Raw genomic sequence first — 14,205 nt, 5'->3', positions numbered from 1 at the left:
CTCTAAATAATGTCCGGGGACAGCATCACGCTACTCCCACTCAAGCGCACCGCGCTTCCATTCGTAAATAAAACCAATAACAAGCAACCCGAGAAACACCATCATAGCGGAAAAACCGAACCAGCCGATTTTGCGCAGAACCAATGCCCAGGGAAAGAAAAATGCCGTTTCAAGGTCGAACAGAATGAACAGGATCGCAACCAGGTAAAAACGAACGTCAAAGGGGATGTGCGAACTTTCGAACGCATCAAATCCACACTCGTACGGTGAGGTTTTCGCAGCATCGGGATGATGCTTCGATAACAGGGATCCACCGCCCAGCATGGCAAGGCCAAGAGCCAGTCCAATGACTATAAATACAAGTACAGGTAAATACTCTGATAGCATAATTTTATCGCTCGGATAAATGGTGCCGAAGGCCGGACTCGAACCGGCACAGCTTTACGCCACCGCCCCCTCAAGACGGCGTGTCTACCAATTTCACCACTTCGGCATGTCAGGTTATTGTTTGTTTTTACTGCTATCAACTGGCACCGGTATACTGCTGACCGGAGCACTGGTTTGTTGAGGTATCGCCAGCTGCTGCGCGTTTTCATATCGCGTGGCAACCAAATAGGACAAGGTCAGGCTGGTAACAAAGAATGTCATGGCCAGTCCACCCGTAAATTTGAATAAAAAGCTGCCTGTACCCTGGCTGCCGAACACTGTTCCGGAAGCGCCAGAGCCAAAGGATGCGCCAATGTCGGCACCTTTGCCATGCTGCATCAGAACCAGACCTATCAGTGTCAGGGCTACCAATACATGCACGATTAAAATTAATTGATACATTTAACTATTTCCGCAAATTGTTGTGCATTTAGCGATGCACCGCCAATTAAACCACCATCCACATCAGGCATGGCAAACAGTGCCTGAGCATTTTTTTCATTTACGCTCCCACCGTATAACAGGGTCAGCGTTTCTGGATCAACATCACTATATTCGCCTACAAGTCTTCGGATGCTTTGATGAACATCCTGAACCTGTTCCGGCTGTGCCGTCTTGCCTGTTCCTATGGCCCATACTGGCTCATAGGCTATGACACAGCCGGCAAATGCCTGTTTATTTTCGGAGGCAACCGCTTTAAGCTGTCTGGCCAGTATCTCATTAGTCTGACCATTTTCACGCTCAATCAGCGTCTCGCCTACACAAAGAACAGGTATCATACCATGTTCTTTTACGTGGTGGAATTTATCCGCCACAAATTTTTCATTTTCATTAAAAATCGTTCGTCGCTCGGAATGCCCTACCAGTACGTACTGGCAGCCATAGTCCTTTAGCATGGGTCCAGAGAGCTCTCCCGTATAGGCACCGGCATTGGCTGGATACACATTCTGCGCCCCCCAGGTCAGCCCGGTGTCAGCCAGAAGCTGGCTAACCAGCGGTAGATAGATGGCCGGAGGCAATACGAGGCTCTGGGATTTATGCTCGTCAGACAGTGCATCATTAATACCACGCAGCAGCGTGGCGATACTTTCAGCCGACCCATTCATCTTCCAGTTGCCTGCCACTATTCGGCTTCTCATGAGCACCTCATCTGTTCCCTGCAGCAATTCACACGCCAGGAAGGGCGAGGAATTTTGAACCGCTGCAATATACCGTACACCAGCCAGTGCGTCAATCGGGAATTGTGTGTATTGAGGTTGTTAATCTGTTTGAAATCGTTACAATCTAGATTCAGGATTCAGGGAGAACACCATGAAAGAAGCTATAATCACCCTCGTCAACCACATCAGGGAATTGCAGGACCCCATTGATCTGAACAGCATGGCCGCTCTGTTTGAACCTCGTCCGCAATGGCTTGATACCTCTGCAGAACCTCCTCTGGAAGTGCAGGCTCATTGGGCAGTTTTGTTCAGACTTGCCGGAAAAATTTCAGCATGGAATCGTTTAGTCGATAGCGTGCAGCTTAAGCAGCCTTATAAAGAGAATCGCCGGCGTATTCATGAGCTGACGCGCCTGATTAACCAGCATCGACAGTCATACAGTGAAACCTATGAGCTGATTTTTGAACGTTATGCGGCTCAGATGAGGAAGGATAATCCCATTCTGGTGGCGGACAATCCAGTCGACACAAGAGGGAAGCTTGATCTGCTGCGTGATATTTTCAGTAGCTTGAGAACCGGGCAGCAGCGCCTGCAGCTTGATGAAGCGCGCCTGTCGCTGTATGAATCGCGTCGCGAGCAAGAGGATGTTATTGAGCAGTTACGTGCATTCAATCTGGAATTAAATGCAGACAGCGACCTTCAGGGGATTTCACGACAACATACCCAGCAGCTGACTGAGCTTATGCAGACCAAAGAGGCGTTTCAACTGAGGCTGAGCGAGCTGGCTGCGGCTATGTCTCAACCGGACGAACAGCGAAAGCAGGATCTACAGCATCAGATACAGCGTGTCAGTCTTGAGCTGTCGTCTTTGTCCGAGCAGTTGGCCGCTATCAATCTGCCGCCGGATACGAAGGCGGCCTTAGTGGCTGAATACCGTAACCCTGAGCTGCTCGACAAACAGGACCTGCTCAGGCAGAAACAAAATGCAGTACCCTCAGCACCCTACATCCATATTCCCTTATGGTCGATTGATCCGGCGAACAGTGTCGAGCGTAAATCCCTGGACTGGCTGACTCTGTTTCATCAGACTGAAGTCCTGACCCGTCAACGGGAAGAGCTGGAGAGACAGTGTGTCTCGATCAGCCCGTTGGCTCCAGCGGACAATCCTGAACTTTTAAATCAGATAGATGAGCTGCTTCGTTCCTTTGATCCTGCGTTATCTGTGACGGATCTTTCTCTTGACGGGCTGGCCCAGTGCTTTGTGGACACTCAGGCACGACTGCTTACGCTTATTGAACAAAAAGAACAAATCAAGACCCTGCTGAGCAGGCTTCGCGCCACCGCACGTAACATGCTGTTGTTACGGACGGAGCATGCAGCACTTATGGATTCGGGATTGCTGATGGTATCGCCTGAAGAAGCCGATGAAATACGTTCTCAGGCGGAGTCAAGGCAAAGCCAGCTTCAATCCCTCAACGACCAATTGACTGATTGCCAATCCATTATCAGTCGTCTTGAACAATCGGCTCAATGTGAGCATGAGAAAAAGCAGCTTTTGAAAGCAAATAAGAGCATAAAGAAGCAGATCGCGACAGCAACGAAAACGCGCGGACAGCAATCAGGGACTGCTCAACTGGATATACTACACAGTGAAATCATGCATATCATTGACGAACTGCGGACTCTGCCTTTGGTTTCAGCTGAGCCGGCGTTTGCAGATGAAGCCCCCGGTGTCACTGTGTTGACTCAGCCTGAGGAGCCAGTTATCGCAACGGTTATAAGTGAGGATGCTGGTTTAGTCAGCAGAGAAGCCTCATACCCTGTGGTATCTTCACGCCTGACTGAGTGGCACAACCAGATCATTCCTTTACTTAACCAGGCGTTTCCGGAGTTTGCTGACTGGTACCGGAGCCTCTATGACGCGTTACACGCTCCCGAATGGATGGGGCTGGAAAGCCTTACATACCAAAAGGAACAGGTGTTGCATGACATTTATTATGAATTGCGGAGTCCTCTGCTGAACGGTACTTTTACCACACTTCGTGCCTGGCAGTCCTTATGTCCGCAACCGCTTCGCGACTGGCGTCGTTTGACTGATCTGAAATTACCGGTTTCTCCTGAATATGAACTTGTGATGCCATTTGCACCGCCTCAGGTCCGTGAACAGCTGACTGCACTGCGTATGCAATGTGTGCGACTCGTAAATACACACCCTCGAGAAGCCTTGCTGCTTGCACAACTGACGAGAAATCTGCATAAAGCTGCATTAGCAGCAAACGGTAATAACAACGGCGAGGTAGCGGCTGTTTTGGCACGTGGCATGGTCGATCCTCGTTATGAGTGCCTGCATCATCACCGTGGTGCGTTTCCTCTCAGCGAGTGGCTGGCAAAACTGTTTACCAGTATTCTGGGATTGTTTCGTGCGCAGGCACCGGACAGCTATCGGCATCGCTTCATCTTTTCGCCCACGCGATCCGTACGTCTGGTGGAGGAGGCGTTAGAGGCCGTGACCGGGATACTGCCAGCTCAGATTCAGCTCAGGTAGGCTGCTCTTTAGACCCTGCTCCCTGTTCTTTCTTCCCGAGGCGTTCATGAAAGACATAATACAGGCCGGGTAAAACCAGCAGGGTCAAAAAGGTAGATGAGATAACACCCCCGATAACGACCGTGGCCAGCGGTCGCTGGACCTCGGCTCCTGTTCCTGTCGCCAGCGCCATGGGCACAAAGCCTAATGAGGCAACCAGCGCCGTCATCAATACCGGTCTAAGACGCGCCAGTGACCCTTGCAATACCGCGTCTTCCAGGGAGAACTTTCTCTCTTCATGCAGTTTATTAATAAACGTCAGCATGACCAGCCCGTTAAGTACAGCAATGCCTGACAGGGCAATAAACCCAACGCCGGCTGAAATGGATAAGGGAATCCCGCGCAGACACAGAGCAAAAACACCACCAGTCAGAGCCAGGGGGATGCCTGTAAAAACCAGCAGCGCATCTCTGACCTGGCCAAAACTCATGAAAAGCAGCAGGAAAATACCCACAAGCGTGATGGGGACGACAATCTGCAGTCGCTGCGCAGCCGATTGCAGCTGTTCAAACTGACCGCCCCAGGTTATCCAATAGCCAGACGGAATCTTAACCTTTTCCTCAACGCGCTGTTTCGCCTCGTTCACAAAAGAGCTTAAATCACGGTTTCTGACGTTCGAGGTCACCACCACGCGTCGCTTGCCAACCTCTCGACTGATTTGATTTGGACTTTCGCTGCGCACCAGTGACGCAACCTCACTGATGGGAATAAAGTGTTGATCGCCATCTTTGGCAGGCGGAAGCGGTATAAAAATCTGACGCAGCACATTTGGATCAGTCCGGATGGATTCGGGTAGGCGCACAATCATGTCAAAACGCCTGTCCCCTTCAAAAAGCTCGCCGCCTTTCTTACCCCCCATGGCGATTACAATGGCATCCTGAACCGTGCCAATCTGCAGACCATAACGGGCCAGGGCCTTGCGGTTTATTTCGATGGTTAACAGAGGCAGACCGCTGACCTGCTCAACCTTGACATCGGCCGCGCCTGGAATCTGTTTTAACTGGGCGCTGATAGCCTCTGCCGTTTTCAGCAGCGTTCCCATGTCATCACCAAAGACCTTTACGGCCACATCGCTGCGTACCCCTGATATCAGCTCATTAAAGCGCATTTGAATGGGTTGGGTGAATTCGTAGTTATTGCCGGGAATCTCTTCTACTGCCGCTTCAATTTCCTGCACAAGCTCCTGTTTCGTTTTATCAGGGTCAGGCCATTCTCTGCGTGGCTTAAGGATAATAAAGGTGTCGGCTACACTGGGGGGCATGGGATCCGTCGCAACCTCTGCGGTTCCTGATTTAGAAAAAACGGATTTTACCTCTGGGAAAGTCTTAATCTTTTTTTCGACAAGATCCTGCATGGCGATGGCCTGGGTAAGGCTGGTTCCGGGAATGCGCATCGCATGCATGGCAATGTCACCTTCATCCAGACTTGGGATAAACTCACCACCCAGGCGAAAGGCAAGTAACAGACTGAGAATGACCAGAGCAATTGCTACGCCAATAACCGTTTTCCGTGCATCAAAACAATAACGCAGGACCCTGGCATACACACGTGAAAGAAAACGAACCAGGGCATTTTCCTTTTCCTGCAGCGAGCCCCGTAAAAAAATGGCAATGGCAGCGGGAACAAAGGTTAACGCAAACAGCATCGAGGCCAGGAGAGCGATGATCACCGTTTCAGCCATGGGTAAAAACATTTTCCCCTCCACGCCTGTCAAGGTGAGAATGGGTAAGTAAACCACCGTAATAATAAACACGCCAAAGATGCTGGGCCTTATCACCTCGGTCGTAGCGTGAGAGATAACACTCAATCGCTCGTCTAGATTTAACGTGCCGCCCTGTGCCTGCTGTCGCTCACTGAGATGCTTTATGCAGTTTTCAACAATGATGACCGCCCCATCGACTATCAAACCAAAATCCAATGCTCCCAGACTCATTAAATTTGCACTGATCTGGTTGGTGACCATACCCGTAATGGTCAATAGCATTGACAGAGGAATGACCATGGCCGTAATGAGCGCCGCCCGGATATTTCCCAGAAACAGGAATAAAATGATACAGACCAGCAATGCACCTTCCAAAAGGTTTTTTGTTACCGTGTGTATGGTGGCATTGACCAGGACGGTACGGTTATACACCGTTACAGCCTCAACGCCCTCCGGAAGTGATTTGTTAATTTCCTTCATTCTCGCCGCAACGCGCTGAGAAACGGTGCGGCTGTTTTCTCCCATCAGCATGAACACCGTACCCAGCACTATCTCATTGCCATTCTCGGTGGCAGCACCGGTGCGCAGCTCCCTGCCCAGGGCAACATCAGCCACATCACGAATACGGACAGGAGTCCCCTCAAAACTGGCAATCACTATGTTTTCAATGTCGGAGATATTCTGTACCTGGCCCGGCACCCGGATTAAATTCTGCTCGCCATTGGTTTCGATGTATCCCGCACCCACGTTGGCATTATTTCGTTTCAGGGCTTCAACCACATCATCGAGACTTAAATGATAACGCACCAGCTTCATGGGGTCTGGTGTAATGTGGAATTGTTTTTCATAGCCTCCAATGGTGTTGACCTCTGCAACGCCTTCCACATTGCGCAGCTGCGGTTTAATGATCCAGTCCTGAATGGTACGAAGCTCCGTTGGATTAAAACGCTGGGCCTGCGGCACACCGGGCCTGTTCGTAACGGTGTACATGAAAATTTCACCAAGACCGGTAGAAATGGGCCCAAGGGAGGTCTCAGCTTCTGGAGGCAGCTTGTTCTTTACTTCCTGCAAACGCTCGTTAATCATCTGACGGGCAAAATAAATATCTGTTCCGTCTTTAAAAACCACCGTAACCTGCGATAAACCATAGCGTGATAACGAGCGGGTATAATCGAGATTAGGCAAGCCACTCATCGCGAGCTCAATGGGAAAGGTAATGCGTTGCTCTACTTCGTAAGGCGAATATCCTGAGGCCTGCGTGTTTATCTGTACCTGTACGTTGGTGATGTCGGGCACGGCATCAATCGGAAGACGTTGAAAATTATACACCCCAAGAAGCGCGATAATCAGCGTAAACAACAGCACCAGCCAGCGGTGTCTTAACGATAGGCGAATAATATTTTCCAGCATCTCTATCCCTTAATGCTCATGGGCTGCGCCCTCTTTACCAAGCTCTGCTTTCATAAAAAAGCTGTTTTTGCTCACATAACGCTGACCCGCCTCCAGCCCGGAAATGATCTCGACCCAGTGCTCGTCTTTTTCGCCTGTCATAACCGGGGCCGCTTCAAAATAATCCCCCTGCTGTACAAAGACCACATCGCTGCCATTGAGCCGTTGTATGGCCGACAGGGGAACCGCCACTGCGGCTGTTTTTTCCTTGATAATGACGGCACCATTTACATACATGCCGGGCAGCCAGATGCGATTCTCGTTAGATAACACCGCCCGTGCCAGCGTGGTCTGGCTGTCTTCGATTCCCAGCGGAGCTATATAGGAAAGCGTGCCTGTGGCTTCAGGCTTTCCTTCATCGCCGGTCACAATGACAGCCATGCCTTTTTTTACGAGGGGCGCATCTTTTCGGTACAAGGTAAAGTCAGCCCAGACGGTAGCCAGATTAGCTATTTCATATATGGGCCTGGTATTTTGTGCCAGTTCGCCGTTGGTTGCATATTTCTGTACAACCGTTCCGCTGATGGGTGTCGTGATGCTGTAATTCTGCAGGCTTTCATTGCTTTCAATAACGGCCAGTACCTCACCTTTTGTCACGTCGTCGCCCAGGTTTTTTGTTAATGACTTGATAATGCCGGCATATCGCGCATAAATGGGGATCAGGGTATCGCGATTTGGGGCGATTTTGCCAACCACGTCCATTTCTGTCTTTATCGTGTGACTGCCTGCTGTTGCCGTTTGAATATCGGCTGCTTTTAACATGTCAGCCATGATTTTTATGCGCCCCTCGTAGGTTGCGTAGCGCCATTGGTATGACTTGCCTTCAAGGCTTAATTGAATGTTTACGTCAAAGGAATGGGGCTCCCCGATGATTTGGCTGCTTTGCAGAAAATCTTCCATTCGATTAAAGCCAATCTCTTCTTTTTTTCCATTGAATCGAATCAGCTGGATAGTCAGGCGGGCATCCTGCGGTGTAATGAGTAGGCCATTTTTATATAGAAAAGCTCGAAAGTGTGGCGGCATCGCTTTTTCATATATTAAAAGCTCGAGGGCAATATTGCTGTCCGTGAATAAACGGCCACCCTGAGGACCTTTGGCCGCCGTGACCTGATACTCTTTGCCTTCTGCAGCAGCGGCTCCTTCCGAAGCCCAGAGTGAAGGACAGTATAGTCCTGGTAACAGCAGGAGCAGTGACATGATAGAGACAATGGATTTTGGCGACGTCATTTGTCCTCCCCGGCAGGGTTTAATCCCAATAGCCCGATAAGTTGAATCAGCGATTTATGATAATCCGCGTGAGCCTGCTGGTAATGTCTCTCTTCTTCATACAGCAGATTGAGCGCGGCTGACAGCTCGACATAGGTGTAACGCCCCATTTGATATCCATCCTGAGCCAGTTTGATGGACTTTTTCGCCAGGGGCAATAAGGAGTCCGTAACCAGGTTAGCCTCGTAATTGCTTTGTCTGGCCTGCAAAAAAGCAATATAGGCATTCTGACGCACATTCAGGCGGGTGCCCTGAAACTCATGAGCAGTCTGCGTGTATTGTGCTTCCGCGCTCATGATTTTTCCCTGGTTGCGGTTATAGACAGGCACATCCGCAAAAGCAGACATCACCGCGGCATTGCTGCCATCATCAGAAAAGTGGCGGCCACCCAGTTGCACGTTCAAATCAGGCCAGACGGATTTTTTAACTGCCGTAATCGTGGCACGCTTTGCCTGTAATTGCAGCTTCAGCTGCATCAGCTGGGGACTTTGTGGCAGTTTTTTTAATAACTGAGGCCAATTCAGGCTCAGTTCAGGCAGCCCCTTATCAATCAGAGGCTGGTCCACTCTTAAGCCCCTGCCTAATAAGCGCGCCAGTCTGGCACGTTGAGACAAGGCATCGCGTTCGGCTCTTTTTGCCTGAATGCGGGCGTCTCCCAGTCGCACCTCCGCCAGACGCAAATCCAGCTCGGCTCCTGCTCCTGCCTTAACCCGTCGTTCGATTGCGGAAACAATATTTTGATTCAGACGAACCAGTTTTTTGGCTACATCGTGCCACTGTCCGGCATAAAGGGCATCTACATAGGCTGAGCCTACGTCCCTATAAAGGATTGTTTTTTGAACACTAATCTGCGCTAAAGAAGCGAGGTAATCGGCGTAGGTTGCTGTTTTTAGAGATTTTAGACGACCACCTAATGGTATGGGCTGGGTTATGGATGCCGTGGTCTCTGCCGCTTCATAACTTGAGTAAATGCCAGAGCCACCAAAATTTTCAGCGGTTAATGTCAGCTGCGGGTTTGGATATAAGCCGCTTTGAACAAAAGCACCTTTCATGGCCTGCGCTTTATCGATTTCCGCCTGCAGTTCCGGGTTATTGCGACAGGCAATATCAAATGCCTGCCTGAACGTAAGCGGTGCGGCAGCGTGGCCTGCGTTACAGACAAATGGCAATAAGACTGCGATGAGTAATCTTGTAAAATAAGGCATCCCTTCCCTTATATAACGGTTTTGTATGCAAAACTGTATTTTCAGTCTAACGCAGTCTGTCGGTTTCAGGCAAAACCCAGTGGTCGGGTGGCTCGTCCGTCCTTTTGCACGCTGGTGAACTAATCCATGGTTCCTTGCTCCGAACGTGGGTTGCTTCGCTTTGCTCGCAATGACGGAACGTTTGCCTGCAATAACGGCCTGCCAAGGTAGATACCCCGGCCTCTCTTATCAGGTTCTGCCGGCCATAGAGGTTTCAACCTGGATGATTTCATCGCGCAGCTGCTCTGCATAGCGGGTAACGTCCTCACTGCGTTGCCCTTCCACCATCACACGCAATACCGGCTCTGTACCAGAAGGGCGCAGCAGTACGCGGCCGCTGTTGGCCAGACGCCTGGTCAGGCTGTTCACCATGTCGATGACGCGTTCATCTGCAGCCAGAGACAGGGCGTGTTCGGTTTTGATGTTCAGCAGGGTCTGCGGCAGCAGTTGAATGCCCTCGGTCAGCTGTTCCAGCGATTTATTTTGCTTGATCATGGAAGACAGCACCTGCAGTGCCGCAATAATGCCGTCCCCAGTGGTTGTTTTATCGAGGCAAACGATGTGACCGGATGATTCACCGCCAATCCGCCAGTCTTTGTTTTTCAGCGTTTCCAGCACATAACGATCACCCACTTTGGTACGCAGGAACTCCACACCCAGGGCATTGATGGCCTGTTCAAGACCATAGTTGCTCATCAGGGTTCCAACCACCCCACCCTGCAGCAGACCTTTTTGATGACGGTCTTTGGCAATAATATACAGAATCTGATCGCCATCGACCAGGCGCCCCCGAGCGTCAACCAGAATAAGGCGATCGCCATCGCCATCCAGCGCCACCCCGAGATCGGCACCCGTTTCTACAACTTTTTTCTGTAATAACGCGGGCTCAGTTGAGCCGCACGCTTTGTTAATATTGAAACCGTCCGGCTTGTCGCCGATTGCAATTACCTCAGCACCCAGCTCAGAAAATACATTCGGGGCAATATGATACGTCGCGCCGTTTGCGCAATCGACTACCAGCTTAATACCCGACAAACGCGTCATGGACGGAATGGTGGATTTGCAAAACTCGATGTAGCGTCCAGGAGCATCGTGGATACGTCTTGCTTTGCCCAGCTCGTAAGAGCCTGCCGTCTGTAAAGGTTTGTCCATTTCTGCTTCAATGGCTTCTTCCATGGCGTCAGGGAGTTTACTGCCATCGGCAGAAAAAAACTTGATGCCATTGTCTTCAAACAGATTATGCGAAGCGCTGATGACAATCCCCGCGTTGGCGCGCAGAGTCTGTGTCAGATAGGCCACGGCGGGTGTGGGCATCGGGCCCAGTAATCCAACGTCTACGCCGGCAGCCGACAGGCCGGATTCGAGTGCCGATTCCAGCATATAACCTGATACGCGGGTATCTTTACCAATAATGACTTTTTTACGTGATCCATTCACCAGCGTCCGGCCGAGAGCCCAGCCCAGCTTCAACATAAACTCGGGATTGACGTGTGATTGACCAACATGTCCTCTTATCCCATCTGTACCAAAATATTTACGTTCCGCCATGAGCTTTGTCCTCGTTTATTCGTTATCCGCCAGACGGATTGCCTGAGCAACCTGCAAGGCCTGTTTTGTTTCAGCCACATCGTGTGTTCGGATGATGGCAGCACCCTGCATCATGGCCATCACGCTGGCGGCCAGTCCGCCGGCCAGACGCTCAGTCACCGCGGCTCCAGTTATGGCTCCCAGCGTGCTCTTGCGTGACACACCCAGCATGACAGGCAGTTGATGACAGGTAAATTGTTGAAACTGTTTAATCATGAGCAAATTATGCGTTACGGTCTTGCCGAACCCAAAGCCGGGATCCAGAATCAGATTTTCAGACAATAGACCAGCCTCCAGACAACGGCTGATGCGTTGCTGAAAGAAATCATTAATTTCCTCGACCACACTCTTATCATAAAAGGGATTTTGCTGCATGGTCAATGGATTGCCTTTGCTGTGCATCAGGCACAGGGGCAACTGTGTCTCTGACAGGAGGGTTAATGTGTCAGGATCAGCGCAGGCTGAAACATCATTGACCATACCGACACCTGCCTCGACCGCAGCACGCATGACCACGGCCTTAGTGCTGTCGATTGACAGACAGATATCGTATTCGTCTGACAGGTGTTGAATCAGTGGGAGCACGCGACGAAGCTCTTCTGCCGCACTGACAGGATGAGCCCCGGGACGGGACGATTCGCCGCCGATATCAAGAATATCAGCACCCTGTGCAATCAGCAGTCTGGCGTGAGCAATGGCCTGTTCGAGTTGAAAACAGGTGTTGCCATCAGAAAAGGAGTCGGGCGTAACATTGATTATCCCCATGACCAGCGGCATGATATCCCGCCTCGGCTGTTGGGCGTACTGTTGACGCCACAGCCTGAATTCTTCGTTGTTCAACTATGCCTCGATGCCGCTGCCTGTTTCTAGTGTTCGCCCGCAGGCCGTTCAACAGGTTTGCCATTGATGCCTGTCATGCTCTCGTTTTGATTTTTTTGATTATTGATGTCTGCCTGAAGAGACTCCCAGTCCTCCGGAGGCGACGGCGGTTTGCCTGACATTATCTCTGCGATCTGATTGGAATCAATGGTTTCGTATTTGATCAGGGCTTCAGCCATGTTATGCAATATCGACATATTCGCCACCAGAATTTCCCTGGCACGCGTGTAGTTTCTGTTAATAATCGCTCTGACTTCCTCATCAATCGATTGTGCCGTTTTGTCTGAAATTTCCTTATTGTGGCTGACGCTGCGCCCCAGGAAGACTTCCCCTTCTTCTTCTCCAAAGGTCAATGGCCCCAGATCAGACAGACCCCAGCTCGTCACCATCTTACGCGCAATTTCGGTTGAACGCATGATGTCGTTAGACGCACCGGTTGTAACGCTCTCCGCACCAAAGATCAGCTCTTCGGCAATTCGGCCACCAAACAGACTGGATAACTGACTCTCCAGACGGCGCTTGCTGTGACTGTAGCGATCCTGTTCTGGCAGAAACATGGTAACACCCAGCGCACGGCCGCGGGGAATGATGCTGACCTTGTAAACGGGATCATGTTCCGGTACAGACAGGCCAACGATGGCATGACCGGCCTCGTGATACGCGGTCAGTTTCTTTTCGTTGTCGTCCATCACCATGGAGCGCCGTTCCGCACCCATCATAATCTTGTCTTTTGCTTTTTCGAGCTCAATGATTCCAACCTTACGCTTGTTGGCACGTGCGGCAAACAAGGCTGCCTCATTGACCAGGTTGGCCAGATCCGCGCCCGAAAAACCGGGTGTACCACGTGCAATAGGCAGAACAGAAACCGAATTATCGACCGGTACCTTGTTCAAATGGACCTTAAGAATCTGCTCACGGCCACGGATATCGGGTAAAGGCACCACAACCTGGCGATCAAAACGGCCAGGACGCAGCAAGGCGGGGTCGAGGACATCGGGTCGGTTCGTTGCCGCCACCACGATAACACCATCGTTTCCTTCAAAACCGTCCATTTCAACCAGCAACTGGTTCAGTGTCTGTTCACGCTCATCATGACCACCACCCAGTCCGGCACCGCGGTGACGCCCAACGGCATCAATTTCATCGATAAAGATAATACAGGGCGCCTGTTTCTTCGCCTGTTCAAACATATCACGGACCCGGGATGCACCCACACCAACAAACATTTCCACAAAATCTGAACCGGAAATGGTGAAAAATGGAACCTTGGCTTCTCCGGCAACGGCTTTAGCCAGCAGGGTTTTACCTGTTCCAGGTGAACCAACCAGCAAAACACCACGTGGAATACGCCCGCCCAGATTCTGGAACTTGCCAGGATCACGCAGAAAATCAACAAGCTCTTTCACTTCTTCCTTGGCTTCGTCGACACCCGCCACATCAGCAAACGTGACCTTAACCTGATCTTCGCCCAGAAGACGCGCGCGTGAGCGGCCAAAAGACATGGCACCACGGCCACCGCCCCCCTGCATCTGCCGCATGAAGAAAATCCAGACGCCAATCAGAAGCAGCATGGGGAACCAGTTTACAAACAGATGCAGCAGGAAGCTTTCCTGTTGTTTTTCCTGGCCACTGACATCAACCTTGCTTTTCAGCAGCTGACCCAGCAGCGCATTATCCTGCATGGGCATATACGTGACGAATCGATGGTTGTTTTTGGTCACACCTTTAATAATCCGGTTATCTTCAACGGTGACGGACTTAACCATTCCCTGGTCGATATCAGTCAGAAACTGACTGTAGGAAACTTTTTCCGTAGAGGACTGACGTGGTCCAAAATTGCTGAACACGGACACCAGCACAATGGCTATTATGAGCCACAAAAATAAATTTTTTACCATGTCGTTCAAA

10 protein-coding genes and 1 tRNA gene are annotated in these 14,205 nt (G+C 50.7%); 1 reads left to right on the top strand and 10 read right to left on the bottom strand.

Annotation, left to right across the window (positions count from 1 at the left end):
- Window positions 1–30 precede the first annotated feature (30 nt).
- The 4 genes from ACQUTA_RS05880 to tpiA all read right to left on the bottom strand — a co-directional run bounded on the left by ACQUTA_RS05880 (window position 31) and on the right by tpiA (window position 1,565).
- Window positions 31–387: an NADH-quinone oxidoreductase subunit A gene (locus tag ACQUTA_RS05880; protein ID WP_444987288.1), complete on the bottom strand. Its 357-nt coding sequence runs from the start codon at window positions 385–387 to the stop codon at window positions 31–33.
- A 20-nt stretch (window positions 388–407) separates the two neighbouring features.
- Window positions 408–493, bottom strand: a tRNA-Leu gene (locus tag ACQUTA_RS05875).
- A gap of 8 nt (window positions 494–501) precedes the next feature.
- Window positions 502–828: a preprotein translocase subunit SecG gene (gene secG / locus ACQUTA_RS05870; RefSeq protein ID WP_444987287.1), complete on the bottom strand. Its 327-nt coding sequence runs from the start codon at window positions 826–828 to the stop codon at window positions 502–504.
- Window positions 816–1,565: a triose-phosphate isomerase gene (gene tpiA, locus ACQUTA_RS05865; protein WP_444987286.1), complete on the bottom strand. Its 750-nt coding sequence runs from the start codon at window positions 1,563–1,565 to the stop codon at window positions 816–818. The genes secG and tpiA overlap by 13 nt, the downstream gene beginning before the upstream one ends.
- 172 nt (window positions 1,566–1,737) lie before the next feature.
- Here tpiA and ACQUTA_RS05860 point away from each other — a divergent pair, with 172 nt between their 5' ends.
- Window positions 1,738–4,131, top strand: a complete 2,394-nt coding sequence (locus tag ACQUTA_RS05860) for a coiled-coil domain-containing protein (protein ID WP_444987285.1) — start codon at window positions 1,738–1,740, stop codon at window positions 4,129–4,131.
- Here ACQUTA_RS05860 and ACQUTA_RS05855 read toward each other — a convergent pair.
- The 6 genes from ACQUTA_RS05855 to ftsH all read right to left on the bottom strand — a co-directional run bounded on the left by ACQUTA_RS05855 (window position 4,124) and on the right by ftsH (window position 14,195).
- Entirely contained in the window at window positions 4,124–7,282 is a 3,159-nt protein-coding gene (locus ACQUTA_RS05855) for a CusA/CzcA family heavy metal efflux RND transporter (protein WP_444987284.1), read from the bottom strand. The genes ACQUTA_RS05860 and ACQUTA_RS05855 overlap by 8 nt on opposite strands.
- A 9-nt stretch (window positions 7,283–7,291) precedes the next feature.
- A complete protein-coding gene (locus tag ACQUTA_RS05850; protein WP_444987283.1) occupies window positions 7,292–8,548 on the bottom strand; it encodes an efflux RND transporter periplasmic adaptor subunit in 1,257 nt (418 codons plus the stop codon).
- On the bottom strand, window positions 8,545–9,792 hold the full coding sequence (locus ACQUTA_RS05845; RefSeq protein ID WP_444987282.1) for a TolC family protein: 1,248 nt from the start codon (window positions 9,790–9,792) through the stop codon (window positions 8,545–8,547). Before ACQUTA_RS05845 ends, ACQUTA_RS05850 begins: the two co-directional genes overlap by 4 nt.
- A gap of 228 nt (window positions 9,793–10,020) precedes the next feature.
- Entirely contained in the window at window positions 10,021–11,379 is a 1,359-nt protein-coding gene (glmM, locus tag ACQUTA_RS05840; RefSeq protein ID WP_444987281.1) for a phosphoglucosamine mutase, read from the bottom strand.
- Window positions 11,380–11,394: 15 nt separating this feature from the next.
- The gene (gene folP / locus ACQUTA_RS05835) at window positions 11,395–12,258 is read right to left on the bottom strand and encodes a dihydropteroate synthase (protein WP_444987280.1); all 864 of its coding nucleotides are present in this window, start codon (window positions 12,256–12,258) and stop codon (window positions 11,395–11,397) included.
- A 26-nt stretch (window positions 12,259–12,284) separates the two neighbouring features.
- Complete coding sequence (gene ftsH, locus ACQUTA_RS05830; RefSeq protein WP_444987370.1) at window positions 12,285–14,195, bottom strand: ATP-dependent zinc metalloprotease FtsH; 1,911 nt, start codon at window positions 14,193–14,195, stop codon at window positions 12,285–12,287.
- Window positions 14,196–14,205: the final 10 nt, after the last annotated feature.

Source organism: Legionella navarrensis (assembly GCF_052527415.1).
This window is presented reverse-complemented; position numbering and strand designations above follow the sequence as displayed.

Bases quoted from the DNA above. Each gene is read 5' to 3' on its own strand.
- secG (WP_444987287.1), bottom strand. From the start codon at position 828: ATGTATCAATTAATTTTAATCGTGCATGTATTGGTAGCCCTGACACTG.
- ACQUTA_RS05855 (WP_444987284.1), bottom strand. From the start codon at position 7,282: ATGCTGGAAAATATTATTCGCCTATCGTTAAGACACCGCTGGCTGGTG.
- ACQUTA_RS05860 (WP_444987285.1), top strand. From the start codon at position 1,738: ATGAAAGAAGCTATAATCACCCTCGTCAACCACATCAGGGAATTGCAG.
- ftsH (WP_444987370.1), bottom strand. From the start codon at position 14,195: ATGGTAAAAAATTTATTTTTGTGGCTCATAATAGCCATTGTGCTGGTG.
- glmM (WP_444987281.1), bottom strand. From the start codon at position 11,379: ATGGCGGAACGTAAATATTTTGGTACAGATGGGATAAGAGGACATGTT.
- tpiA (WP_444987286.1), bottom strand. From the start codon at position 1,565: ATGAGAAGCCGAATAGTGGCAGGCAACTGGAAGATGAATGGGTCGGCT.
- ACQUTA_RS05880 (WP_444987288.1), bottom strand. From the start codon at position 387: ATGCTATCAGAGTATTTACCTGTACTTGTATTTATAGTCATTGGACTG.
- ACQUTA_RS05850 (WP_444987283.1), bottom strand. From the start codon at position 8,548: ATGACGTCGCCAAAATCCATTGTCTCTATCATGTCACTGCTCCTGCTG.
- ACQUTA_RS05845 (WP_444987282.1), bottom strand. From the start codon at position 9,792: ATGCCTTATTTTACAAGATTACTCATCGCAGTCTTATTGCCATTTGTC.